At 52.2% G+C, this 22,896-nt stretch carries 27 protein-coding genes; 14 read left to right on the top strand and 13 right to left on the bottom strand.

Annotated features, from left to right (window positions below; translation table 11 throughout):
* Positions 1-63: 63 nt before the first annotated feature.
* A complete protein-coding gene (locus FH755_RS01145) occupies positions 64-450 on the top strand; it encodes a hypothetical protein (protein ID WP_292437854.1) in 387 nt (128 codons plus the stop codon).
* Here FH755_RS01145 and cmoB read toward each other — a convergent pair whose 3' ends face one another.
* The 3 genes from cmoB to tsaB are packed head-to-tail and all read right to left on the bottom strand — an operon-like array spanning position 451 to position 2,860.
* Positions 451-1,425: a tRNA 5-methoxyuridine(34)/uridine 5-oxyacetic acid(34) synthase CmoB gene (gene cmoB, locus FH755_RS01140; protein ID WP_292437852.1), complete on the bottom strand. Its 975-nt coding sequence runs from the start codon at positions 1,423-1,425 to the stop codon at positions 451-453.
* A complete protein-coding gene (cmoA, locus tag FH755_RS01135) occupies positions 1,422-2,153 on the bottom strand; it encodes a carboxy-S-adenosyl-L-methionine synthase CmoA (RefSeq protein WP_292437850.1) in 732 nt (243 codons plus the stop codon). The genes cmoB and cmoA overlap by 4 nt, the downstream gene beginning before the upstream one ends.
* Complete coding sequence (gene tsaB, locus FH755_RS01130) at positions 2,153-2,860, bottom strand: tRNA (adenosine(37)-N6)-threonylcarbamoyltransferase complex dimerization subunit type 1 TsaB (RefSeq protein WP_292437848.1); 708 nt, start codon at positions 2,858-2,860, stop codon at positions 2,153-2,155. The genes cmoA and tsaB overlap by 1 nt, the downstream gene beginning before the upstream one ends.
* 62 nt (positions 2,861-2,922) lie before the next feature.
* On the opposite strand from tsaB, the gene FH755_RS01125 reads away from it, so the two are divergent.
* The gene (locus FH755_RS01125) at positions 2,923-3,045 is read left to right on the top strand and encodes a hypothetical protein (protein WP_292437846.1); all 123 of its coding nucleotides are present in this window, start codon (positions 2,923-2,925) and stop codon (positions 3,043-3,045) included.
* A gap of 96 nt (positions 3,046-3,141) precedes the next feature.
* Positions 3,142-3,381 (top strand): hypothetical protein, encoded by a 240-nt coding sequence (locus tag FH755_RS01120; protein ID WP_292437844.1) that lies wholly within the window; start codon positions 3,142-3,144, stop codon positions 3,379-3,381.
* Here the strand turns inward: FH755_RS01120 and FH755_RS01115 are convergent, their stop codons facing one another.
* The 8 genes from FH755_RS01115 to FH755_RS01080 all read right to left on the bottom strand — a co-directional run bounded on the left by FH755_RS01115 (position 3,382) and on the right by FH755_RS01080 (position 10,724).
* Complete coding sequence (locus FH755_RS01115) at positions 3,382-3,954, bottom strand: YceI family protein (protein WP_292437842.1); 573 nt, start codon at positions 3,952-3,954, stop codon at positions 3,382-3,384. It lies immediately after the preceding gene.
* Complete coding sequence (locus FH755_RS01110) at positions 3,951-4,514, bottom strand: cytochrome b (protein ID WP_292437840.1); 564 nt, start codon at positions 4,512-4,514, stop codon at positions 3,951-3,953. The genes FH755_RS01115 and FH755_RS01110 overlap by 4 nt, the downstream gene beginning before the upstream one ends.
* 90 nt (positions 4,515-4,604) lie before the next feature.
* On the bottom strand, positions 4,605-6,788 hold the full coding sequence (locus FH755_RS01105; protein ID WP_292437838.1) for a YgiQ family radical SAM protein: 2,184 nt from the start codon (positions 6,786-6,788) through the stop codon (positions 4,605-4,607).
* An 80-nt stretch (positions 6,789-6,868) separates the two neighbouring features.
* Positions 6,869-7,432 carry a L,D-transpeptidase gene (locus tag FH755_RS01100; RefSeq protein ID WP_292437835.1) on the bottom strand — a complete coding sequence of 188 codons (564 nt, stop codon included), beginning with the start codon at positions 7,430-7,432 and terminating at the stop codon, positions 6,869-6,871.
* Positions 7,429-7,863 carry a CBS domain-containing protein gene (locus FH755_RS01095; protein WP_292437833.1) on the bottom strand — a complete coding sequence of 145 codons (435 nt, stop codon included), beginning with the start codon at positions 7,861-7,863 and terminating at the stop codon, positions 7,429-7,431. Before FH755_RS01095 ends, FH755_RS01100 begins: the two co-directional genes overlap by 4 nt.
* Complete coding sequence (locus FH755_RS01090) at positions 7,856-9,049, bottom strand: cation:proton antiporter (protein ID WP_292437831.1); 1,194 nt, start codon at positions 9,047-9,049, stop codon at positions 7,856-7,858. Before FH755_RS01090 ends, FH755_RS01095 begins: the two co-directional genes overlap by 8 nt.
* Complete coding sequence (locus FH755_RS01085) at positions 9,049-9,855, bottom strand: spermidine synthase (RefSeq protein WP_292437829.1); 807 nt, start codon at positions 9,853-9,855, stop codon at positions 9,049-9,051. The genes FH755_RS01090 and FH755_RS01085 overlap by 1 nt, the downstream gene beginning before the upstream one ends.
* Entirely contained in the window at positions 9,855-10,724 is an 870-nt protein-coding gene (locus FH755_RS01080; RefSeq protein WP_292437827.1) for a DUF3530 family protein, read from the bottom strand. The genes FH755_RS01085 and FH755_RS01080 overlap by 1 nt, the downstream gene beginning before the upstream one ends.
* A gap of 141 nt (positions 10,725-10,865) precedes the next feature.
* Here FH755_RS01080 and rpe point away from each other — a divergent pair, with 141 nt between their 5' ends.
* Genes rpe through trpC form a run of 6 tightly spaced genes read left to right on the top strand, consistent with a single transcriptional unit; the run spans position 10,866 to position 16,169 of the window.
* Positions 10,866-11,558, top strand: coding sequence for a ribulose-phosphate 3-epimerase (gene rpe, locus FH755_RS01075; protein ID WP_292437825.1), 693 nt, complete (start codon positions 10,866-10,868; stop codon positions 11,556-11,558).
* Between the two features lie 8 nt (positions 11,559-11,566).
* Entirely contained in the window at positions 11,567-12,235 is a 669-nt protein-coding gene (locus FH755_RS01070; RefSeq protein WP_292437823.1) for a phosphoglycolate phosphatase, read from the top strand.
* A gap of 9 nt (positions 12,236-12,244) precedes the next feature.
* Complete coding sequence (gene trpE, locus FH755_RS01065; RefSeq protein WP_292437821.1) at positions 12,245-13,741, top strand: anthranilate synthase component I; 1,497 nt, start codon at positions 12,245-12,247, stop codon at positions 13,739-13,741.
* Positions 13,742-13,755: 14 nt separating this feature from the next.
* Complete coding sequence (locus tag FH755_RS01060; protein WP_292437819.1) at positions 13,756-14,334, top strand: aminodeoxychorismate/anthranilate synthase component II; 579 nt, start codon at positions 13,756-13,758, stop codon at positions 14,332-14,334.
* Positions 14,335-14,345: 11 nt separating this feature from the next.
* Positions 14,346-15,359 carry an anthranilate phosphoribosyltransferase gene (gene trpD, locus FH755_RS01055; protein ID WP_292437817.1) on the top strand — a complete coding sequence of 338 codons (1,014 nt, stop codon included), beginning with the start codon at positions 14,346-14,348 and terminating at the stop codon, positions 15,357-15,359.
* Between the two features lie 9 nt (positions 15,360-15,368).
* Positions 15,369-16,169, top strand: a complete 801-nt coding sequence (gene trpC, locus FH755_RS01050; RefSeq protein WP_292437815.1) for an indole-3-glycerol phosphate synthase TrpC — start codon at positions 15,369-15,371, stop codon at positions 16,167-16,169.
* A gap of 14 nt (positions 16,170-16,183) precedes the next feature.
* Here trpC and crp read toward each other — a convergent pair whose 3' ends face one another.
* Entirely contained in the window at positions 16,184-16,867 is a 684-nt protein-coding gene (gene crp / locus FH755_RS01045; RefSeq protein ID WP_292437813.1) for a cAMP-activated global transcriptional regulator CRP, read from the bottom strand.
* A 117-nt stretch (positions 16,868-16,984) separates the two neighbouring features.
* Here crp and FH755_RS01040 point away from each other — a divergent pair, with 117 nt between their 5' ends.
* From FH755_RS01040 to FH755_RS01025, 4 genes are read left to right on the top strand one after another with little or no spacing between them, the layout of a single operon-like run.
* A complete protein-coding gene (locus FH755_RS01040; protein WP_292437811.1) occupies positions 16,985-17,404 on the top strand; it encodes an OsmC family protein in 420 nt (139 codons plus the stop codon).
* Positions 17,394-19,034 (top strand): DUF885 domain-containing protein, encoded by a 1,641-nt coding sequence (locus tag FH755_RS01035; protein WP_292437809.1) that lies wholly within the window; start codon positions 17,394-17,396, stop codon positions 19,032-19,034. Before FH755_RS01040 ends, FH755_RS01035 begins: the two co-directional genes overlap by 11 nt.
* Complete coding sequence (locus tag FH755_RS01030) at positions 19,034-19,426, top strand: VOC family protein (protein ID WP_292437808.1); 393 nt, start codon at positions 19,034-19,036, stop codon at positions 19,424-19,426. Before FH755_RS01035 ends, FH755_RS01030 begins: the two co-directional genes overlap by 1 nt.
* A 21-nt stretch (positions 19,427-19,447) precedes the next feature.
* The gene (locus tag FH755_RS01025; RefSeq protein WP_292437806.1) at positions 19,448-19,729 is read left to right on the top strand and encodes a YcgL domain-containing protein; all 282 of its coding nucleotides are present in this window, start codon (positions 19,448-19,450) and stop codon (positions 19,727-19,729) included.
* Positions 19,730-19,792: 63 nt separating this feature from the next.
* Here FH755_RS01025 and mutS read toward each other — a convergent pair whose 3' ends face one another.
* Entirely contained in the window at positions 19,793-22,357 is a 2,565-nt protein-coding gene (mutS, locus tag FH755_RS01020) for a DNA mismatch repair protein MutS (protein WP_292437804.1), read from the bottom strand.
* Positions 22,358-22,373: 16 nt separating this feature from the next.
* Between mutS and FH755_RS01015 the strand changes: the two genes are divergently transcribed.
* On the top strand, positions 22,374-22,877 hold the full coding sequence (locus FH755_RS01015) for a nicotinamide-nucleotide amidohydrolase family protein (protein WP_292437802.1): 504 nt from the start codon (positions 22,374-22,376) through the stop codon (positions 22,875-22,877).
* Positions 22,878-22,896: the final 19 nt, after the last annotated feature.

Below are 22,896 nucleotides of genomic sequence, written 5' to 3'. Positions count from 1 at the left end.
GCTCATCCGTGAAAATGACTGGCGTATTTTAATAGCTAGCTTATACTCCTATCATGGAAGTCTATGTTGTTTAACAAGCTACTCAGAATAGGCATTGCCTCGATAGCTTCATTTGGCATCATCACAAGCACCGAAGCTTCATTGGATTTGCTCGCAGGTGTCGAGGCAGGTATCGAGACTGATACCTCAATGACAACGAGCGATCTGGAACAGACGCAAAAGGCTTTGTCGACAGAGGCCGTGGGGTCACGTCATTACTGGGTCAATCAGGACACCGGTAACGCCTATGAAATCAACATAGACCATACCTATTCCTATGGGCACTACCCTTGCCTCGCTTATGAACTGTCGATTACCAAGGATAACGTGACGGAAGTGAAGTCGCTGGATGCCTGTAAAAACAGCAGTGGTCAGTGGATTTCCATCACACCGGCCGCCACGGCACTGTAATCATTTTGGTGCATCAGCGATAAAAATGCCGCGCATCGGAGCCGGATAACCCTCAATCGTCTTACTACGATCATCTGGATCAAGAAAGTCTGAAAGTGATTCAAAAGTCATCCACTCCGTCTGGCGTTGCTCATCAAGCGATGTCACATCCACATCAACACAACGCGCATTCTTAAAACCACAGCGACGAAGCCACAGCAACATCGTATCAACCGACGGGATAAACCAGACATTACGCATTTTGGCGTAGCGCTCTTCCGGCATCAGGGTCATGCCGGGACCACCTTCAATGATCAGGGTTTCCAGCACCAGTTCACCACCCGGTTTAAGGCAGGATCGCAGTTCCAGGAGATGACTCAGCGGCGATTTGCGGTGGTACAAGACCCCCATTGAAAATACGGTATCGAACCAGCCCAGGTTGTGTGGCATATGTTCGATGCCAATCGGCACGACAAAGTGTTGATCACTGCCAATAAAGTGATTTATCAGTTGGTACTGCATCGTGAACACCAGCGTCGGATCAATGCCCAGAACCAGGTCCGCGCCCTCTCCCAGCATGCGCCAGCCGTGATAACCGTTGCCGCCACCGACATCGAGCACACGACGGCCTCCGAGTGGACTCAAGTGCGGCAGCACCCGGTCCCATTTCCAGTCTGAACGCCATTCGGTATCAAGATGAATATCAAACAGCGAATACGGGCCCTTGCGCCAGGGATGGAAACGTTTGATCAGTTCGATAAACGTTTCGCGATCGACATCCACCAGATCGGCGGCCCTGCCGATAGTCACACGATTTTTTAATTCAATCTCACTGGGCACGACAACAGGCAAGGCATTCAGTGTTTCCTGCCACATCGGCATCTTGCCGTGACGGGTCAGCGACAGTTGCGACTCAATACGGCTTTGCAGTCGCTCGCGCCATTCAGTGAAACCGGCTTGGTCAAGAATATCGAATAATGGCTGATACCCCCTCATTTGATCGCCACCATCGAGATAAAGTTAAAGCACTGATACCACTTTTCAACAAAGCTGAATCCCGCCTGATGCAATCGGGATTGATGCTGAGACAGGCTCTCGGGGATAAGCACCTTTTCCAGCGCACTGCGTTTCTGGCTTATTTCCAGATCACTGTAACCATTGGCGCGTTTAAAGGCGTGGTGTGAATCAATATGAAACTGATTGGTTTGCGGGTCTTCAAAGGCCAGTTTTTCGGACAGGATTAGGACCCCGCCCGGCAGCATGCCATCGTAAATTTTTTGTATCAGCGCCTGCCTTAGCTCGGGCGCGATAAACTGCAGTGTGAAATTCATTACGACGACTGAAGCCATTTCTATGCTGACTTCATTGATATCGGCACAGCGCAATTCCACCGGCACTGATTTTTCATCTTCAGCCAGCACCTCACGCGCCTTGGCTATCATCGCTTCAGAGTTATCAACAGCAATGATTTTGCAGTCAGGCTTATCAATAGCATGACGTAATGACAGACTGACTGCGCCCAGTGAACAGCCCAGGTCGTAGCAATGACTGCTTGGCTGGACATAGCGGGCAGCCATAGTGCCAATATTGCTGATGAGCGTGGCATAGCCCGGCACCGAGCGCTGAATCATATCCGGGAAAACACTGACGACCCTTTCATCAAAACGAAAGTCGACCATTTGCTGCAAAGGCGCGGCATAGATATTATCTTTCTCCCTCGCCATTACTGCTCACCTTTTTTCTTGGCCACATTGTCTCGCAGATAAACCGGCACAGCGTGCTCTGCTGCGATGGTCTGCCCCTGTTCAGCCAGACTTCGGGCCAGCTTGGTCATCGCCGCGGCGGTAGGCAGTAAAGTCACATCTTCACCTGACAGCTGATCAGCGAAAGTGGCTTTTAATGTCTCGCCATGTTCCTGCCAACCGGTACCGGCAGCAAACCATTTATTTTCATCCAAAGGCGTAAATTGTCCGGGCGGGCAGACCTGCTCCCGGCCACACAGGACAGCAAGCCCGTTTTCGTCACGGTAATGCGCGGCATAGATTTCGCCCATGCGGGCATCAAGTGCGACTGCAATATGCTTTGCGCCGAACTCATCAATGGCTCTCTGGGCCACAGCAGCAAGGGTGGATACCGGTATCACCGGCAGCTGTCGGGCAAAAGCGATACCCTGGGCCACCCCTACTCCGACGCGAACGCCGGTGAAGGAGCCCGGGCCGCGACCAAAGGCCAGCACGTCAATATCTTTCAACGAGACGCCTGCCTGATGCAGCAGTTCATCGAGCATGCCCAGTACACGCTCGGAGTGGCCGCGTTGGGTGGAGATTGCCTGCTCAAATAGCTGATTTTGATTCAACAGGGCAACAGAGCACATTTCGGTGCAGGTATCTAATGCAAGAATTTTCATAGTGGCGAGATGTTTTGTCGTCATTTGGCTGTCACAAGCGCGCATTATAATGCAAAGCATCTGATTCGATGGAGCGAGGACAGAATATGTTAATGCTGATTATTGATGCTATCTACGTTTTAAGAGAATTAGCGCGACTGTTATTTGTGGTCGTGACTTCCCCCTTCGCCGTGGTCGGAGGCCTCTTGCTGCTGGCTGGCCAGCCTTAACGTCATTGTCTCACCGCCGCCGGACACTCATATTTTCTATTTATTTCAATCTGTTATAGCATAGTGCTGTCAGAACATTTCTGGGAGGAGATGGCTATGGCAACACAACACTTGCAATCTTTGGAACTGGCGGCTCAGGGTGACTGGGATAGCGCACACCGCACGATACAGATTTACGAAGATAGTCTGGCGTGCATGGTGCACGGCTACCTGCACCGCGTGGAAGGCGATAATGGCAATGCTGCCTACTGGTACCACCGCGCGGGAAAATCGTTACCAGTAAACAGCCTGCCGGAAGAGTTTGACCGGCTTTATGAGCTGGCCAAACAGGTTTGATTACTGCCGAATGCCCTCAATTGACAGGGTCAGATAAACTTCCTGTGCTGACGGGCCCAGCATACTGACATCGATACCGTAGTCGGCGATGGTGAACTTGGTTTCACCCACAAAGCCGGCACGGTATCCACCCCATGGATCGTCGCCTTCCCCGACTTTCTCAACCGGAATCACCAACTCGTTGGTCACACCATGCAGGGTGAAATCACCTGTTAACAACAAACTGCCATCTTCCTGTTTCTCGAAAGATTTTGATTTAAACGTGGCCTCGGGATATTTATCCGTATGCAGAAACTTCTCACGTAAATGTTTATCACGTTCGGCGAAGTTGGTATCGACGCTGGCGACATCAATAAGCACATCGACTTTGGAAGCTTCCGGTTGCTCCGGGTCGTAACTGAAAGTGCCGGAAAAATCATTAAATCGACCACTCATCCAGCTGAAGCCGAGGTGCTGAATACGAAAGTCGATAAAAGCATGCGCTTTTTCGGTATCAATCACATACTCTGCGGCATGGACCGGCATCATCGCCGACAATCCCAGAAAAGACATGGCGAGCAAGGTTTTTTTCATAAATCATCTCCTGATGGAATAGCAAACATACGCTTCAAAGTCGCGTCCTTATCGATAAAATGATGTTTCAACGCTGCCAGGCCATGCAGTGATGCCAGCGCGATAATCAACCAACCCAGCCACAAGTGCATGCGCCCGGCCAACTCGGCCCAGCCTGCTTCATCTTTGAACAGGGAGGGAATGGAGAACCAATCGAAAACGCCCAGTGGATCGCCCTTGGCAGTGACCACCAGGTAGCCGGTAACAAACAGTAGAATGACAGCCAGATTCATTATCAGGTGAGCCGCTTTGGCGCTGATACGCTGCCATAGCGGGATACTGGGAAGTGTGGCCGGTGTGCTGCGAAAAAGCTGCCAGGCCCAGCGAATAATCACGAGCAAGGCGGTGATGACACCCATGCCTTTATGCCACCATGGTGCCTGATAGTACCAGTCATCATAATAGCCCAGATCGACCATCCACAGCCCTGAAGCAAACAGAGCAACTGTAAAAACCGCAATGCTCCAGTGCAGCAAAACGGAAAACCCATCATAACGCCGAATGAGCTGCTGGCCTGGCATCCCTACCTCTTGAAAATGATTCGAACTGACATCATTGACCGCCAGCAAACATGAATGTTTCGCAAATAAGAAAATTTTTTATTCGCTGTATTAGCGGCGGCGACGTGCGGCTTTAACTTTGGTTTTTCCCGGCCGGGTGTGCTGGGTTTTAAACGGGCGCGTATTACCCTGAACGCTTTTCGCTTTACGACTGACACGGGCACCTTCGCCCCGTTCACCCGTACCGGCAGGCTGCCAGGTCGGAATCAGATGCTTCTTGCCATTACCAATCAGATCGGCACGGCCCATTTTCTTCAGCGCTTCACGCAGCATCGGCCAGTTTTCCGGATCGTGGTAACGCAGAAAAGCCTTGTGCAGCCGGCGCACTTTCAGGCCCTTGGGCACCGTAATGTCGCCGCCTTTGCGACGCACTTTATGCAGGGTATCTTTACCTGAGTGATACATGGCCGCCGCTGCTGACATTGGTGATGGCAGATAAGCCTGCACCTGATCGGCACGGAAACCGTTTCGTTTCAGCCACAAAGCAAGATTCATCATATCTTCATCGGTGGTGCCGGGATGGGCGGCAATGAAGTAAGGGATCAGGTACTGTTCTTTACCCGCTTCCTTCGAATATTTATCGAACATCTGCTTGAACTTGTCATAAGTACCGATGCCCGGCTTCATCATCTGCGATAACGGCCCGTCTTCGGTATGTTCAGGCGCGATTTTCAGATAGCCGCCAACATGATGAGTCACAAGCTCTTTGACGTATTCCGGTGACAATACGGCAAGGTCATAACGCAGCCCCGAGGCAATCAATACTTTTTTAATGCCCGGCAGTGAGCGAGCCCGTTTGTAGAGGTTAATCAGGGGCGTGTGGTCGGTATTCAGGTTTTTACAAACCCCGGGATAGACACAAGACAGCCGACGGCAGCTGGCTTCAATTTCCGGGTCGTTACAGGCCAGGCGATACATATTGGCTGTGGGCCCACCCAGATCGGAAATCACGCCGGTAAAGCCCGGGGTCGTGTCACGAATGGCTTCCACTTCCCTGATAATCGAGTCTTCACTGCGGCTCTGAATAATGCGGCCTTCATGTTCGGTGATCGAACAGAAAGTACAGCCGCCGAAACAACCGCGCATAATATTGACCGAGAAACGGATCATTTCGTAGGCCGGTATATTCATTTTGCCGTAAGTGGTATGCGGCACGCGGCTATAGGGCAGATCAAACACCGCATCCATTTCCTTAGTGGTCAGCGGAATCGGTGGTGGGTTTAGCCAGACATCGCGTTCGCCATGCTGCTGAACCAGTGCCAGTGCATTACCCGGGTTGGTCTCCAGGTGCAGAATCCGTGAAGTATGGGCATAAGTCACGGGATCATTCTTAACCTGATTATATGCCGGCAGACGAATCACCGTTTTGTCGGCATTACGCGGCGATACACGGTGAATTTTGATCACATTACCGGCAGGCTTTTCGGCTTTATCCTGTTCAGTGCGGGCTTTTTCCTCGGCGCAGCTGGCTTCGGTCTGCATCTGGTAGGGGTCGATGGGCGGATTCAGTTTTCCGGGGGTATCAACTGAGGTTGAATCCTTTTCCCACCAACCTTCTCTGCGGCCATGTTTGGTCATATAGGCGGTGCCGCGAATATCGATCAGATCTTTAACCGATTCGCCGTCAGCCAGCCGGTGAGCAATTTCGACGACCTGACGTTCGCCATTGCCATAAACCAGCAGATCAGCCTTGGAATCCATCAACACACTGTGGCGGACTTTTTCCGACCAGTAATCATAATGGGCGATGCGTCTGAGGCTGGCTTCGATACCACCGATTACGACAGGCACACCTTTAAAGGCTTCGCGGCAACGTTGGCTGTAGACTACAACACTATGGTCAGGGCGTTTACCGCCCTCGCCGCCAGCGGTGTAGGCATCATTGCTACGGATTTTGCGATCCGAGGTGTAGCGGTTGACCATCGAATCCATATTGCCGCCGGTCACGCCGAAAAACAGATTGGGTCTGCCCAGCTTCTGGAAGTCTTCAGCGCTGGTCCAGTCAGGCTGCGAAATAATGCCGACACGAAAACCATGTGACTCCAGCAGCCGTCCAATCAGGGCCATACCAAAACTCGGGTGATCCACATAGGCATCACCGGTCACGATAATAATGTCGCAGGAGTCCCAGCCCAGCGCATCCATTTCTTCACGTGACATCGGTAATTCTGGCGCAACACCAAAACGGTGGGCCCAGAATTTACGATAGGAAAACAGGTCGGGTGCGGCTTGCATCAGGTCCTCGGGGGGAGTCGAACAGAAATTGGCATTATTCTACCAAATTCAGACACCTGAAGCAGGGATTTAACGACAGCTCAGTCAGTGATGGTGACGGTCGTGCCTTTATCGATATAGCGGGTCAATTGTTCGACTTCGTTGTTACGAAGTGCGATACAACCCTGGGTCCAGTTTGCCAGTTGATGGATTTCCAATTTATCTTTGGTTTCTTCACCAATGCCATGAATGCCGATGGCACCGCCCAGAGAGGTATTCTGGGGTGGCAGCTGACCGAAGATATGGGCGTCAAGGATCTTGCGATATTCCGCTTTGCTTATCCGGTCAGCTTTAAGCGCGTTAATCGCATCACGGACACTGGGATAGTCGAGCTGAATAAAAAGATGGAAACGGTCACTGTCGCGAACCTGAACGATGTGATATTCGCCCAGCGGGGTCTTACGATCGCCGGCCTGGAGCTTGCCACTTCTTCCGCCGCTGCCGAGCGCCACATGGAAGGTGCGTACCGGTTTTCCGTCTTTTTGCACAATCAGGCGCTGTTCTGAACGTTTGATCAGCAGCTGATAATCACCGGTAGCCGAAGCCGGCAACTGCCAGGCAAGCAAAGACAGCATTAACAAAGCAGAGACTGACAATTTTTTCATTGAAGACTTTCCCGCACTACTTCAGTCAGTTTAATGACCCCGATTGGGGTGTTATCCGTTGCTAATACTACCAAATCACTGACGTCACACTGCAACTGTCTGTGCAAAATCTGATTGATTTGTTCATCTTCACGGCAATAGGCAAAGTGCGGATCCATTAACTCTTCGGCTGTGGCCGCAGAAACGCGGGCAAATAACTGCCTGTGAGAATGCACCGGACGGTCGTGACTGAACAAGTGATTGACCAGTTTGTTAAAGCTGAGGTGTCCCCGCACACGGCCATTTTCAATCACATAGGCATCGCGCGACTCATGGGCGAGCATGGCTCTGACAATGTCCAGTATGTCTGTGTCGGGTGAAACCGACACCAGCATGGCAGGATGTTTCTGCAGCCACTCCGTCACACTCAGTGTAATAATGCGTTCAGTCATACCTGCCCTCCTCACTTATTTCTCCGGCCTGCCGAAGGGCATAGCGGGTAGCAAATGGACCCAGCAGTTCATAAATCAAGGTGCTGGCGAGAATCACATTGACGATCAACAGCCCCGTGTCAGCAAAGGCAGGATGATTGAGCAATGACAACGCAAGACCAATGGCAATGCCCGCCTGCGGAACAACACCAAGTCCGATATAACGTCTCACTGCAGGCGGTGCATCGGTAAAGCGTGCCATCAGATTGGTACCGGCAATTTTGCCAACAACCCTGGCTAACACGTAAATCACCACCAGTTCAGCCCCGCCCAGCAGCACATTCAAATTGAAATGCGCGCCAGCCAGCGTGAAAAAAACCAAGAAAACCAGTTCCTCCAGATACTCAACCGGCGCCAGTAATCGCTCGCCACCGGACTTGTATGTAGCGCGACCGACAAACCCAAGGGTCATAGCTGTGAGCAGCGGCGAGCAATGCCAGATCTGTGCCAGCCCCTGCGATAGTAAAATGGCACTCAACACCATCGGCAGAAAGAAATGGGGGTTGCGAACGCGATTGCCGAAAAACGCCAGCGCCCAGCCCATAACGGCACCTAAAAGCAAAGCACCACCGACTTCCACGGCTGCCACCGACATTGCACCGGTAAAACTAATGCCGGTAGTGACAACCAGCAACAGTGAAAACAGAATAATGCCGACCGCATCATCAAGTGCGACTACGCCTAACAGTGAGGTAGTCAGTGGCCCCCGGCTACGATACTCATGTATTACTGCCACGGTTGCCGCCGGTGCCGTGCTGGCGGCCAACACCGACAGTGCAGCTGCAACCAGCAATGCCTGTGCTTGCCCTGACAGAAAAAGCCAGACAGCGACAAAAACCATAATCGCTGCGCCCAGCACTTCACCAGCGGTGCAAAACACAATGGTATTACCGAGTCTTTTGAGCTGTCTTGCTGTCACCGAGCCACCGATCAAATAAGCAATCAGCGCCAGCGCCGTCTGGGTCAGCATCCCGGACCAGTTGCCCAGTTGCAGATTGAAAACCCCGCCCAGTAAATCCTGCGACCAGATGAGCCCTGCCAATGCATAGACGGCAATCCTGGGCAGATTGAAACGCGCGGCCAGCAGACTGAACAGCAGGCCCGTCACCAGCAGCAGGCCCAGATGAAGAAAGATCGGATCTGACATCAGGCAAACAGTCGGCTGATGAAATTACGGTTCTGCCGGATCAGATTCTGCAGCGCCTTGGGCAGATTTATCCGGTAACGCATTTCCTGCTCATCAACTTTGCCCCGCAACAGTTTGAGATCCCGATGACTCACTTCAAATTGAGTTGCGAGGGCAATCACGTTACCCTTGTTTTCCACCGGCAGAAGCATTGATCGACCGGCGAAGCTCTGGTTAATCCGCTGCATGGTGGTATTGAATGTCGAGCGGTCACTTCCCCAGAGGTTGATACTCATCACCCCGTCTGAGCTCATAATCCCTGCACAGGCATCAAAAAAGGCCTGTACCCCGACACTGGCCGCCATACCGTTGTGATCATAGGCATCAACCAGTAACAGGTCGTAGCTCAGATCAGTCTCATAAAACAGCTGACTGACGTGCAGATAGCCATCCCCCTGCATGATGTTGAGCCGAGGATCCGTCAGGGGCACATCGAAATAACGCGCGGCGACTTCAATCACATCACGGCGATATTCCACCACATCAATCCGGCATTGCGGGAAATGATGGAGCAGAAACTTGACTACGGAGCCACCACCCAGACCGATAACTAAAACCCGCTGTGGAGAAGGATTCAGTAACAGGCAGCCCATCATCGCCTGTGTATAGCTCAGCTCCAGGTAGGTAGGATCGCTGAAACGCATACTGCTCTGACGGGGGAATGTGCCGAAATGCAGCGAACGGCTGTCACCACTATCGACCACTTCAATGATACCTTCATCAGTCTGGGCCTGATGTACCAGCGTGCCGTCGCCATAAATACGCATCAACTGTCGGCCTCAGGCACAAACTGTGCTGCCAGCCAGCCACGAACATAACTCAATACCCGCTGTTCAAAGCCGTAAAACCGATAGCCGGCGCCGCTTATCAACCGCTGAGCATAATTGGCGGCCTGTTGTTGCTGCTGCATAAAAACACGTCGCCCTGTAGCCTTTTCGTTCATCCGACCGGGCACCGTCGGTGCGATATCAAGTATGGGCATAATGGCAGGCAAAGTATCAAGCGCAACATCGGGACGAATCCAGATAAGGCCGCGCTGCTCGCCGAGTTGTGCCGCCAGCGCATCTGCCAGCTTTGCTGCTTCGCCCACAGCGAGAATCACGGTGGTGCCGGGTTGCTGGGCATTCAGATAAGCCAGCGCCGCACTGACCCGAGCGGCATTATCCGGAGGCAATTGTTTGTCACTGCCTGTGTCAGCTTCCGTAACGATATTTTCTTCCGGGGGGCTTGGCATCGCCTCACTGGCAGCCAGGGTCGGTTGCGCAGCCGATGCCGGGCTCGTGGCAAGATAGATACCGGGGTCCTGAGAATAGGACAAGGCAACAGTCATCGTTGTCCAGCCCGAGTCAGGCAAGCCCAGTCGCAGCGTCTTAATCAGCCCGGGGCTGTCTATGCCGTCGTTACTGTCATGGAGAATCAACACTTTACCGTAAGATTGTCCCAGGCGATCCGGTATCAGCGTTGCATCAATCATGCTATCGCCGACCGGCAGCGTCAGATAGCCGTTAATCTCGCCGCTCTGACGCAAAACTGACCAGTCGGTCTGCGTTGTTTCCGCATTATCGTCAGCGGCCGCCAAAGGCTGGCTGAATAGCATCACCAGCGCCAGAAGACCGCTTTTTAAAACGTTTCGCAAACTACGCTCCATCCTGTTAATAACGCACAGCTCAGTATAATCACTGCAGAATCTTTTCAAAAGCTGAAAAATGAGACCTGATACGGTAAAGTATAGGGTTTATACAGCATTTCTAAACCTAAAGTTTTAAGAGAGAACAACATGGCTGAATTTAAAATTGCTCCATCTATTCTGTCTGCCGACTTTGCCCGCCTGGGTGAAGAAGTCGACAACGTACTGGCCTCCGGTGCGGACATTGTTCACTTCGACGTCATGGACAATCACTACGTGCCCAACCTGACCATTGGTCCCCTGGTCTGTGACGCACTGCGTAAACACGGCGTTGCTCATGAAATCGACGTGCATCTCATGGTTAAGCCGGTTGACCGTATCATTCCCGACTTTGCCAAAGCCGGCGCGACATTCATCACTTTCCACCCGGAAGCCTCAGAACATATCGACCGGAGTCTGCAACTGGTCAAAGCCGAAGGCTGTAAAACCGGTCTGGTATTCAATCCGGCAACACCGCTGACGCTGGCCGAACACGTGCTGGACAAAGTCGACCGTATCCTGCTTATGTCCGTGAACCCCGGTTTCGGTGGCCAGAAATTCATCCCGCACACGCTGGATAAGCTGCGCCAGGCCCGCAAGATGATCGACGAAAGCGGCTATGACATCGATCTGGAAATTGATGGCGGTGTTAACGTCAAAAACATTCGTGAAATTGCTGAAGCCGGTGCCCGCACCTTTGTTGCCGGTTCCGCCGTCTTCGGTGCTGCCAAAGACAGCGATCCGAACAAATACGAAAGCATTATCGCGGAAATGCGTGAGGAACTGGCCAAAGCCAACGTTTAATTACCTTAATGGGCTTAAACAAACCCGAGATCGTGCTGATCGATCTGGACGGCACGCTGGTAGACAGCGTGCCGGATCTGGCCTGGTGTGCGGCCCGCATGCTTGAAACGCTGAACTATCCGGCCTGCACAGAAAGCGAAGTCAGACAATGGGTGGGCAATGGCGTTGAAAAACTGATAAAGCGTGCCCTTACCGGTGATATGGATGACGAACCTGACGCGACGCTGTATGCCAAAGCTGCGCCGCTATTCATGTCACTGTATAAAGATAACAGTTGCCGGCTCAGTCATCTCTATCCCGATGTTATGACCGGTCTCCGGTGGCTGCAGTCCCAGCAAATCAAAATGGGCTGTGTCACTAATAAAGATGAAGCATTCACCCTGCCGATTCTCGACTCTCTGGGAATTCGGTATTTTTTTGATGTGGTGATAAGCGGCGACAGTCTGCCGCAGAAAAAACCTCATCCGGCACCGCTGCTTTATGGCGCGGAATTTTTCGGAGTCAGCACCGACAAAGCACTGATGATTGGCGACTCCATCAGCGATGTCAAAGCTGCCCGCGCTGCCGGATTCAGAATTGTTTGTATGAGCTACGGCTACAATCACGGTGTCGATATTCGCAGCACCGGACCGGATGCCGTGATAGATAGTTTTGCAGAGCTGGAAGGCTTATTTTAGAAAGAAGCGATGAAACAGGCAGAATTCGAACAACTGGCCGCTGAAGGCTACAACCGCATCCCGCTGGCACGGGAAGTACTGGCTGATCTTGATACGCCGCTCAGTACTTACCTTAAACTGGCCGATGCGCCCTACTCTTATTTATTCGAATCCGTTCAGGGTGGTGAGAAATGGGGACGTTATTCGATTATCGGCCTGCCCTGTGAAACGGTTGTCCGTATTCACGGCTTTGATATCAGCGTTGAGCATCAGGGCGAGATTATCGAAACCGATAAAAGCGACGATCCGCTGAGCTGGGTTGAACAGTTCCAGCAACGCTTCAAAGTACCGGATATTGGCCATCTGCCCAAGTTTAACGGTGGTCTGGTCGGCTATTTTGGCTACGACACGGTTCGTTATGTGGAAACCCGGCTGGGCGATTCTCCTGCCCCCGATCCACTGGCGTGCCCGGATATCATGCTGATGGTCTCGGATGAACTGGTCGTGTTCGATAACCTCAGTGGCCGTCTTTACCTGATCGTTCATGCCGATCCGTCACAGGATAAAGCTTATGAACGCGCTCAGACTCGCCTTGATGATTTGATTCTGACGCTGCGTAACACCACGCCCAAGTTTCAGCGCAAAGGGGAAAGACGCCGGGTTAACGAAGAAGACTTTGTTTCCGGCTTTACCCACGATGGCTTCATTGCTGCTGTAGAAAAAGCCAAGCAGTACATCAATGACGGTGACATTATGCAGGTGGTGCTGTCACAGCGTCTGTCGATACCATTCGCGGCCCAGCCGGTTGATATGTACCGCGCTTTGCGTACGCTGAATCCATCACCGTATATGTACTATCTGAACCTCAAAGACTTCCATGTCGTCGGTTCATCACCGGAAATTCTGGTACGGATGGAAGATCAGGAAGTCACGGTCAGACCGATAGCCGGTACCCGCCGTCGCGGCAAGACCGAAGAGGAAGATATTGCGCTGGAACAGGAACTGCTCGCCGATCCGAAAGAACTGGCCGAGCATCTGATGCTGATTGATCTGGGCAGGAATGACATTGGCCGTGTCAGCCAGACCGGTACGGTTGAACTGACAGACAAAATGGTTATCGAACGCTACTCACACGTGATGCACATCGTGTCTAATGTGACCGGCAAGGTACTGGAGGGCATGTCAGCCATCGACGCCCTGCGCGCCACTTTCCCGGCCGGCACTGTCAGTGGTGCGCCCAAGGTTCGGGCCATGGAAATCATTGATGAATTCGAACCGGTCAAACGCGGCGTCTACGCCGGTGCGGTCGGTTATTTGTCCTGGTCCGGCAATATGGATACGGCGATTGCCATCCGCACGGCCGTGATTAAAGATAACACGCTGCATATTCAGGCCGGGGCCGGTATCGTCTATGATTCGATTCCTGAACTGGAATGGAAAGAAACCATGAACAAGGCAAGAGCTATCTTCCGTGCTGTTGCCATGGCGGAAGCCGGCCTTGAAGCCGATCCGCATGCTGAGCGCTAAGCCGGGACACACTTATGCTGTTAATGATCGATAACTACGACTCTTTTACCTACAACCTAGTGCAGTACTTTGCTGAATTAGGTCAGGAAGTCGTCGTACACCGCAATGACAAAATTACCATTGAAGATATTGAGGCACTGAACCCGGATAAAATCGTGCTCTCGCCGGGCCCCTGCACACCCAATGAGGCGGGTATTTCAATGGCTGTCATCAAGCACTTTGCCGGTAAAAAACCTATACTGGGTGTTTGTCTCGGCCATCAGGCCATTGGTCAGGTTTTTGGTGGTGACGTGGTTCACGCCCGCGAAATCATGCATGGTAAAACATCCAAGGTCTATCACAACAATAGCAGTGTGTTCCGCGGCCTTAATAATCCGCTGGAAGCGACCCGTTATCACTCCCTGGTCATTAAAAAAGAGACGCTGCCGGACTGTTTCAATATCACCGCCTGGACTGAAACTGAAGATGGTGAAATGGATGAAATCATGGGTATCGAACACAAAACCCTGCCCATTGAAGGTGTGCAGTTCCACCCCGAATCGATCCTGACCGAACAGGGTCACGAACTACTGAAAAACTTCCTGGATCGATAGGACATCAGTGCATGGATATTCAAGCCGCTTTAAAACTCATCACCCAGCGTCAGGATCTGAGCGCAGAGCAAATGCGGGATGTGATGAATCAAATCATGACAGGTCAGGCGACACCGGCTCAGATCGGGGGATTCCTGATTGGTCTGAGTATGAAAGGTGAGACGGTCACTGAAATTGCGGCTGCAGCCGAGGTCATGCGCTCGCTGGCCACCCCTGTCGATATTCAGGGTGATCATGTGGTGGATACCTGTGGCACCGGTGGGGATGGAGCCAGCACATTTAATGTGTCCACCGCCAGTGCCTTTGTCGTAGCAGCAGCCGGCGCCCGGGTGGCCAAGCACGGTAACCGCTCTATCAGCAGCAGTTCCGGCAGTGCCGATGTGCTGGAAGCGGCCGGTGTGAACCTGGAGCTCACACCGGAACAGGTCAAGCATTGCATCGAAACGGTAGGCGTCGGTTTTATGTTCGCACAGAAGCATCATGGTGCCATGAAACATGCCATTGGCCCTCGCCGCGAAATGGGCGTGCGCACTGTGTTCAACCTGCTCGGCCCGTTGACCAACCCTGCCCGGGCATCGCATCAGGTCCTGGGCGTGTTTGATAAGAAATGGGTCGTGCCCATGGCCGAAGTATTGCAAAAGCTGGGCAGTCAACATGTCCTGGTTGTGCATGCCGAAGATGGCCTCGATGAAATCAGCATTGGCGCTGAGACCCATGTGGCCGAACTTAAAAATAACGAAATCCACAGTTACATTATCAAGCCGGAAGACTTCGGCATGAGCCGCAGCGATGTAAAAAGCCTGTCAGTCAAAAATGCCAATGACAGTCTGGACATTATCAAGGCTGTGTTTAATGGTGAAACGGGCCCGGCCAGAGATATTGTTGTACTGAATGCCGGCGCGGCCATTTATGCCGCTGATATTACCGACAGCCTGGAACAGGGTGTCGAGCTAGCCGCAGCAGCCATCGATTCTGGTGCAGCCTCACAGAAACTGAACGCGCTGATTGTCAGCAGCAGAAGCTAGAAGATAATTATGAGTGAAAATACCCCCGACATTCTGGTCAAGATACTTGAACGCAAGCAGGAAGAAGTTGCTGAACGCGGCAAGAAGATTCCTCTGGCAATAATGCAGCAACTGGCTGAGCATGCTGATGAACCGCGTGGCTTTACTGAAGCGATGTCACGCAACATTGCAGATGGTCAGCCAGGCGTGATTGCTGAGATCAAGAAAGCCTCACCCAGCAAAGGCCTGCTGCGTGAAGATTTCAAGCCCGCTGAAATTGCGGAAAGCTATGCACGTCATGGTGCGACCTGCCTGTCGGTACTGACCGATCGAGACTTTTTCCAGGGCCATGAGGAGTATTTGCAACAGGCACGCAAAGCCTGTTCACTGCCAGTCATTCGCAAGGATTTCATTATCGACCCCTACCAGGTCTTTGAAGCCCGCGCCATCAACGCTGACTGTATTCTGCTGATCGTTTCTGCGCTCAATGACAACCAGCTGGAAAATCTGAGCCAGCTTGCATTGCAACTGGGTATGGACGTACTGGTTGAAGTACATGACCTGGATGAGCTGGAGCGCGCACTGGTATTGAATGTGCCACTGATTGGTATCAATAACCGCAATCTGCGGACATTTGAAACCTCACTGGATACTACCCTCGCTTTACTCCCGCGCATCCCCGAAGGTCATATTGTAGTGACCGAAAGCGGCATTCACACGCCCGATGATGTCAAGCTGATGCGAGACAACGATGTGAATGGCTTCCTGGTCGGTGAAGCATTTATGCGCGCAGACGACCCGGGGCAACAGCTCGAAAAGCTGTTTTTCTAATACGCTTTTGAAATTTAGAGCTTCTTGATGACCGGTGTGGTACCGCGGTGCAGTTCATCATAGACAATCACGGTTTTGCCGTGGGCCCACACTTTGCTACCTTCCTGCAGCTCTTTTAATACGCGACCGACCATTTCGCGGGAACAGCCGACCATACGGCTGATTTCCTGACGCGTGACTTTGATCTGTGTACCGTGGGGATGACGAATAGCATCTGGCTGAGCTGACAGTTCAGCCAGCGCAGCTTCGACCCGTCCGGCCACATCAAGAAATGCCAGGTCAGTGGCTTTGCGGGTTGTGGATAGTAATCGCTTGGCCATTTGCTCACCCAGGGTGTAGAGCAAAAAGGCATAACAACTACTGAGTTGAGTATCAGCAAGATTACGAATCTGCTGATAAGAAATCTCTTCTGTCCTGACATCGGTCTTGGCACGAATGGTCACCATTCTGTCGCCGACCTCGGAAAAGAAGCCGATTTCACCGATGAAATCACCCTGATTGAGATAAGCCACAATCAGTTCTTCTCCTTCTTCATTTTCCATGCAGACGGTGACAGAGCCCTCACGGATGTAATAGAGGGTATCCGCAGGGTCACCGGGGCGGATAATGATGTTTTTTGCAGGATAAAATTTACTGTGGCAGCTGTGAAAGAAGTCGGCCAGACCTTCTTCGAGTGCTTTGTGTTTGTGATATTCCATCCAATATTCCAATTAATAACTCGGGAGAAGTATACAGCCGCAAACGGTTATAATTCGTTTTCGATTTCACAAATATGGCAAAATTAAAGTTATTTATCAACTTTGGGAAACATTTTAATGAAAGCACGAGTGAAATGGGTTGAGGATGTCATGTTTCTGGGCGAGTCAGGTACCGGCCACACTGTTGTGATGGACGGTCCGGAAGAAGCCGGCGGTCATGGCACCGGCATGCGCCCGATGGAACTGCTGCTGCTCGGCATGGGGGGGTGCACGGCGTTTGATGTGGTGGAAATTCTGAAAAAATCACGTCAGGATGTCAGAGACTGTGTGGTTGAAGTCGATGGTGAACGCAGTGAGGAAGTCCCCAAGGTTTATACCAACATTCATGTTCACTACAAAATCACCGGCAAAGACGTCAAACCGAATTTTGTGGAGCGTGCTATTAAAATGTCTACAGAGAAATACTGTTCAGCCACCCTGATGCTGGCCAAAACCGCCACCATTACCCATGACTACGAGATCATTGATGTCGACTGATAACAGTCAGACATTTGACCGTATACAGGAAAGCTATCTCGCCAGTTGGTGTCGATTTAATCCGGAAACAGCGCTGGACGCCGGTGTTGAAGACTATGCCGGTGAACTGACACCCTGCGACGATGCCAGCCAGGGCATTCAACTGGTGCTCAATGAAAAATGTCTGGCAGCACTGGATGAAATTGACGCCACGTCGCTGGATCCCGACCGGCTGCTCAATTTCCGTGTTTTACATGGTTGGGCGCTGCTGGAACATCACATGATGATGGAACATGACTGGCGCTATCGCGACCCGACTCGTTTTCTGCCCATTGATGCCCTGCATCAACTGACAATCAGACCGCTGGAAAGCTTCAGTCAGGCCTTACTGTCGCGGCTGCAGAAAATTCCCGGCCGTGTCCGCGAAGCCAAAACCTATCTCAATCTCCGGCCAGAAATTATTCCACCGGTCTGGTTACAAATGGCAACGCAGGAATGTGAGGCGGGTGTGCAGTTCTGCCATGAACTCTCTGATCACCCCCGCGTACAGAAAGCCCTGTTACAGCATGAAGCTATTGATACCGCGCTGCAGGAAGCCGGCAAAGCGATGGAAGATCTGCATCACTCACTTACTCGCCTTAATGGTCGTGTGCAGGGTGATTTTGCATGTGGCCGTGAGCATTTTGAACGCCTGCTGCATTACCGCCATTTTCTCCCGGTCAGTGCCCTCCGTCTCAGGCAGTTCGGTGAAAAGCTGTTTGAACAAACCCGCGCTGAATTGCTTAAGGCGGAGACTGATTCCGGCCTGACACTGGAACAGGTGCGTGAATATCATCCAACATCGAGCCAGCTGCTTGAAAGCTACCAACAGGAAATGCAGGCCGCCAGGGAGTTTTTAAAACAACATGCTCTGGTTACCCTCCCCGGCAGGCAACACCTAAATGTCGTCGACACGCCGGTCTTTTTACGTCATCAGATTCCCTTTGCGGCCTATCTCGAGCCCAGCATTGCCGACCTCAGCCAGAGTGCATTCTATTACGTGACACCGGTCAGTCGTGATGCTGAACTCAGGGAGCATAATTTTGCGGCCATCGCTCAGACCAGTGTGCATGAGGCCTGGCCGGGTCATCACCTGCAGTTCGTAACCGCTAATCAGTCTGACCAGGGGTCTGGTTTGCTGCGAAGGCTTTTCCCCTGCGCGACGCTCTACGAAGGCTGGGCACTGTACTGCGAGCAAATGATGCTGGAACAGGGATTTGACCGCTACCGCGGCCAGAAGATCGTCATGCTCAGAGACCGGCTCTGGCGGGCCCTGCGGATTATCATTGATGTCAATCTGCATACCGGCGAGTGGAGCCTGGAGCAGGCCGCTGAGGAAATGGTCGACAAACTCGGTTTCAGCAAAGCCCAGGCCATTGGTGAATGTAACTGGTACAGTCAGGCACCGACCGTGCCGATGAGCTATGCCGTGGGCTGGGCGCTCATTAACGCGTTGCGTAATATCGTCAAACCTGCTGATGGCGAGGAACTGAAAGTCTTTCATGACAAATTACTGCATTGCGGTTCCGTTGCCCTGCCGCTGGTCATTGAACACCAATTTGGTTCAGAAATCTGGCAGCAATGCTGTCAGCAAGTATTTGGAGAAGCGTAATGGAACGACCCGGCAAAACCGGTGGCATGCGTCATATTGCCCTGTTTGTGACAGATCTCCCTGCCTGTGAGCAGTTTTATGTGGATTACCTGGGCATGAAAGTCGAGTGGCGACCGGATGAAGACAATGTCTACCTGACTTCGGGCAATGACAACCTGGCATTGCACCGGGCTGAAGTAACGCCAGCACCACAGGAACAGCAGAAACTGGATCATATCGGTTTTATTATCCCGACTATGGATGAAGTCGACCTTTGGTTTGAGTATCTGCAGTCAAAAGGCGTTAAAATGCGAAATGCACCGCGTACTCACCGTGATGGCGCCCGCAGTTTCTATTGTTTTGACCCGGCCGGCACCGTGGTGCAAATCATTTACCATCCGCCGATTTCCTGATTATTTAGTACATCAAGCAAGATGAAAACCTATATCTATAAAAGTACCAAGAAAGACGAGCTGTATCTTTACATTGCCAAAAAAGACGATTTTTCTGACATACCGCAATCGCTCTACGATTCGATGGGTAAAGAGCCGCTTTTTGTGATGGAACTGGAGTTAAGTCCGGAGCGCCCCCTGGCGCGGGAAGATGTATCGACGGTCATTAACAACCTGGAAACCCAGGGTTTTCATGTGCAGATGCCACCCCGCCCCGAAAAACTGGGCGAATTTATGAATGCCAAAAAGCAACACTTGCACTGAGGACAGCGATATCCGCAGATGACGCTGATTAGGGTCACCTGCGGACGGTGCTGAACCACACCATCAGCAATCCGCTTTCGACAGCTTCCTGAGTTCATAGATTAATTCCAGCGCCTGCTTCGGGCTCAAATCATCAGGATCAATCTGCTGCAGGCGTTTCTCCAGTTCTGATTCCGCGCTATCGCTGGTAAACAAATCCGGCTGTGGCAGATTCCTGCGCGCTTCGCCCTGGTAGCGATGCTGTTCCAGCTGTTGCAGTTTTACTCTGGCTGCAGAGATCACATCGCCCGGCACCCCGGCCAGTTGCGCTACCTGTAAGCCGTAACTCTGGTTGGCGGCTCCCTCTTTCAGCTGATGCAGAAACACAATTTTATCGCCATGCTCAATCGCATCGAGATGGACATTGCGCGCCTGTTCAAACAAATCAGGCAACTGCGTCATTTCGAAATAGTGGGTCGCAAACAGCGTGTAGGCACCGATATCACGAATCAGCTTTTCAGCGCAGGACCAGGCTAAAGCAAGGCCATCAAAGGTGCTGGTACCACGTCCAATCTCATCCATCAGCACCAGACTGTGCTTACTGGCATTGTTCAGAATATTGGCGGCTTCATTCATTTCCACCATGAATGTAGAACGTCCGGATGCCAGATCATCGGATGCCCCGATGCGGGTAAAGACCTGGTCAACCGGACCAATAAGCGCCCTGTTCGCCGGTACATAACTACCCATGTGCGCCATCAGCACAATCAGTGCAGTCTGGCGCATATAAGTCGACTTGCCCCCCATATTGGGACCGGTAATGATCAGCATGGGCTGCTTGTCAGTCAGCTTCAGATCATTGGCACAGAATGGGACAGACTGACTGGTCTCTACCACCGGATGGCGTCCGGCCTCAATGTCAATGCCTGTTTCATCGGTAAATGAGGGAGCCACGTAGTCCAGGGTTTCGGCGCGTTCCGCCAGGTTAGCCAGCACATCCAGCTCAGCCAGTGCAGCAGCAGATTGCTCCAGGGCTGGTAATTCCGGGGCCAGCTTGTCGAACAATTCCTCATAAAGGGATTTTTCCAGCGCCAGCGCTTTTTCATTGGCGCTTAAAACCTGCTCTTCAAAGCTTTTCAGTTCCGGCGTGATATAGCGTTCTGCATTCTTCAGGGTCTGCCGGCGCACATACTCCGTCGGCACTTCTATATCATGAGCGCGGCTGAGTTCAATATAGTAGCCGTGCACTCGGTTGTAGCCGACCTTGAGACTACTGACACCAGTGCGTTCGCGTTCTTTCTTTTCCACCACATCGAGAAAACCGCTGGCGTTATGGTGCAGATCGCGAAGCCGGTCCAGTTCGTCGTTATAACCGGGTCTGATCACACCGCCGTCACGGATTAATACCGGCGGCTCATCCAGGATCGCATTCTGCAGTAATTGCTTAAGCTCGCTGAAGTGGCCCAAAGTGCGATCCAGATGACGCAGATGCAGACTGGTCATCGGTTTTAACATGGCATGCATTTCCGGCAGCATCTCAAGCATCCGCCGCAAGTGCATCAAATCCCGCGGTCGGGCACTACGCAGTGCAACACGGGACAAAATCCGCTCAATATCACCAAGCTGACGCATCAGCTGATGGCATGTTGCCGCACTCTGCTGATCGATAAACTGCTGAATGCCTTCCTGACGTTGTTTCAAAATCCGGGTATCACGAATCGGCCGCATCAGCCAGCGTCTCAACAAACGCGCGCCCATCGGGCTTGCGGTTCTGTCCAGCACTGAAATCAGCGTGTTCTCTCGCCGGCCTGCCAGGTTCTGTTCCAGTTCCAGATTACGTCGCGACTGCGGATCCAGCCGGATACTGTCACTGGCATACTCCACCATGATCTGACGCAAATGCGGCAAGGCAGTGCGATGCGTCTGCTGGGCATAATTCAACAGGCACCCCGCGGCGCTGACAGCCAGTTCCAGATCATCACAGCCAAAACCTTTCAAGTCCGACACCTTGAAATGCTCGCAAAGCCGCCTGCGTGCAGCTTTTTGTTCAAAATGCCAGTCCGGTAAAGGCCGCAGGCGTTTTTCAAACTGCGGGTAGGCAGCGACATCGGTATCACAGATCAACAGTTCGGCCGGTTGTAATCGTGCCAGCTCCGCGCGTAAATCAGTGGCCGATTCAATTTCCGTGACAATAAAGCGGCCACTACTTATTTCCGCCGAGGCCAGACCAAAGCGGCCTTTGTATTCGCTCACCGCAACCAGCAGATTCTCATTACGGCTGTCGAGCAGCGCTTCTTCAGTCAGTGTGCCCGGCGTTAAAACCCGGACCACTTTTCTTTCAACCGGCCCCTTGCTCTTGGCAGGATCACCGACCTGTTCGCAAATCGCCACTGACTCACCCAGCTTGATGAGCCTTGAAAGATAACTGTCTGCAGCATGGTACGGCACACCGGCCATCGGAATCGGTGCACCGTTGCTGTTACCACGGGCTGTGAGGGTAATATCAAGCAGTTCTGCAGCTTTGTGCGCATCGTCGAAGAACAGCTCGTAAAAGTCACCCATGCGATAAAACAACAAATAATCAGGGTGTTCCGCCTTGATACGCAGATACTGCTGCATCATCGGTGTATGATTTTGAGATTGAGTCATCGGCATAGTTTATATCATGAAAAAAATTTCTGACGCTTCACTCAATGAACAGGTTGAACAAGTCGCTGAATGCCTGATTCAGCAAGGCAAAATGCTGGCCACTGCCGAATCCTGCACTGGCGGCTGGGTCGCGAAATGCTGTACTGATCTGGCCGGCAGCTCGGTCTGGTTTGACCGCGGCTTTGTCACTTATAGTAATGAAGCCAAACAAGACCAACTGGGTGTGGAAGCGGCAACGCTGGAAAAAAATGGTGCAGTCAGCTTACCGGTGGTTGAAGAAATGGCTTTCGGCGCGTTGAAATTTTCACGCGCCGATTTCAGTATCGCCATTACCGGCATTGCCGGACCGGGTGGTGGTTCTGCGCAAAAGCCGGTTGGCACCGTTTGGGTTGGCTGGGGCAGCCGAGACGGCGGCGTCCACAGCATCTGCTACCAGTTCAGCGGTGATCGCGAATCAATACGCAGACAGGCTGTGTTCGCAGCACTGGCCGGGCTAATAAAAATGGCTGCAGACAGTTGATTTTTTGAGTAATTCTCTC

The sequence above is a fragment of the Methylophaga sp. genome (assembly GCF_009711715.1).
GTDB lineage: Bacteria > Pseudomonadota > Gammaproteobacteria > Nitrosococcales > Methylophagaceae > Methylophaga.
Note: the sequence above shows the minus strand (reverse complement) of the source record. Positions and strands in the feature narration are given on the sequence as shown.

Excerpts from the sequence above, each read along its gene's own strand:
- tsaB (WP_292437848.1), bottom strand. The coding sequence starts at position 2,860 with ATGACGACAAAACATCTCGCCACTATGAAAATTCTTGCATTAGATACC.
- trpE (WP_292437821.1), top strand. The coding sequence starts at position 12,245 with ATGAAACAGGCAGAATTCGAACAACTGGCCGCTGAAGGCTACAACCGC.
- FH755_RS01145 (WP_292437854.1), top strand. The coding sequence starts at position 64 with ATGTTGTTTAACAAGCTACTCAGAATAGGCATTGCCTCGATAGCTTCA.
- FH755_RS01015 (WP_292437802.1), top strand. The coding sequence starts at position 22,374 with ATGAAAAAAATTTCTGACGCTTCACTCAATGAACAGGTTGAACAAGTC.
- FH755_RS01025 (WP_292437806.1), top strand. The coding sequence starts at position 19,448 with ATGAAAACCTATATCTATAAAAGTACCAAGAAAGACGAGCTGTATCTT.
- trpD (WP_292437817.1), top strand. The coding sequence starts at position 14,346 with ATGGATATTCAAGCCGCTTTAAAACTCATCACCCAGCGTCAGGATCTG.
- FH755_RS01100 (WP_292437835.1), bottom strand. The coding sequence starts at position 7,432 with ATGAAAAAATTGTCAGTCTCTGCTTTGTTAATGCTGTCTTTGCTTGCC.
- FH755_RS01110 (WP_292437840.1), bottom strand. The coding sequence starts at position 4,514 with ATGCCAGGCCAGCAGCTCATTCGGCGTTATGATGGGTTTTCCGTTTTG.
- FH755_RS01115 (WP_292437842.1), bottom strand. The coding sequence starts at position 3,954 with ATGAAAAAAACCTTGCTCGCCATGTCTTTTCTGGGATTGTCGGCGATG.
- FH755_RS01035 (WP_292437809.1), top strand. The coding sequence starts at position 17,394 with ATGTCGACTGATAACAGTCAGACATTTGACCGTATACAGGAAAGCTAT.
- mutS (WP_292437804.1), bottom strand. The coding sequence starts at position 22,357 with ATGACTCAATCTCAAAATCATACACCGATGATGCAGCAGTATCTGCGT.
- FH755_RS01070 (WP_292437823.1), top strand. The coding sequence starts at position 11,567 with ATGGGCTTAAACAAACCCGAGATCGTGCTGATCGATCTGGACGGCACG.
- FH755_RS01105 (WP_292437838.1), bottom strand. The coding sequence starts at position 6,788 with ATGCAAGCCGCACCCGACCTGTTTTCCTATCGTAAATTCTGGGCCCAC.
- FH755_RS01090 (WP_292437831.1), bottom strand. The coding sequence starts at position 9,049 with ATGTCAGATCCGATCTTTCTTCATCTGGGCCTGCTGCTGGTGACGGGC.
- FH755_RS01030 (WP_292437808.1), top strand. The coding sequence starts at position 19,034 with ATGGAACGACCCGGCAAAACCGGTGGCATGCGTCATATTGCCCTGTTT.
- cmoB (WP_292437852.1), bottom strand. The coding sequence starts at position 1,425 with ATGAGGGGGTATCAGCCATTATTCGATATTCTTGACCAAGCCGGTTTC.
- trpC (WP_292437815.1), top strand. The coding sequence starts at position 15,369 with ATGAGTGAAAATACCCCCGACATTCTGGTCAAGATACTTGAACGCAAG.
- cmoA (WP_292437850.1), bottom strand. The coding sequence starts at position 2,153 with ATGGCGAGGGAGAAAGATAATATCTATGCCGCGCCTTTGCAGCAAATG.
- FH755_RS01060 (WP_292437819.1), top strand. The coding sequence starts at position 13,756 with ATGCTGTTAATGATCGATAACTACGACTCTTTTACCTACAACCTAGTG.
- rpe (WP_292437825.1), top strand. The coding sequence starts at position 10,866 with ATGGCTGAATTTAAAATTGCTCCATCTATTCTGTCTGCCGACTTTGCC.
- FH755_RS01040 (WP_292437811.1), top strand. The coding sequence starts at position 16,985 with ATGAAAGCACGAGTGAAATGGGTTGAGGATGTCATGTTTCTGGGCGAG.
- FH755_RS01095 (WP_292437833.1), bottom strand. The coding sequence starts at position 7,863 with ATGACTGAACGCATTATTACACTGAGTGTGACGGAGTGGCTGCAGAAA.
- FH755_RS01125 (WP_292437846.1), top strand. The coding sequence starts at position 2,923 with ATGTTAATGCTGATTATTGATGCTATCTACGTTTTAAGAGAATTAGCG.
- crp (WP_292437813.1), bottom strand. The coding sequence starts at position 16,867 with ATGGAATATCACAAACACAAAGCACTCGAAGAAGGTCTGGCCGACTTC.
- FH755_RS01085 (WP_292437829.1), bottom strand. The coding sequence starts at position 9,855 with ATGCGTATTTATGGCGACGGCACGCTGGTACATCAGGCCCAGACTGAT.
- FH755_RS01120 (WP_292437844.1), top strand. The coding sequence starts at position 3,142 with ATGGCAACACAACACTTGCAATCTTTGGAACTGGCGGCTCAGGGTGAC.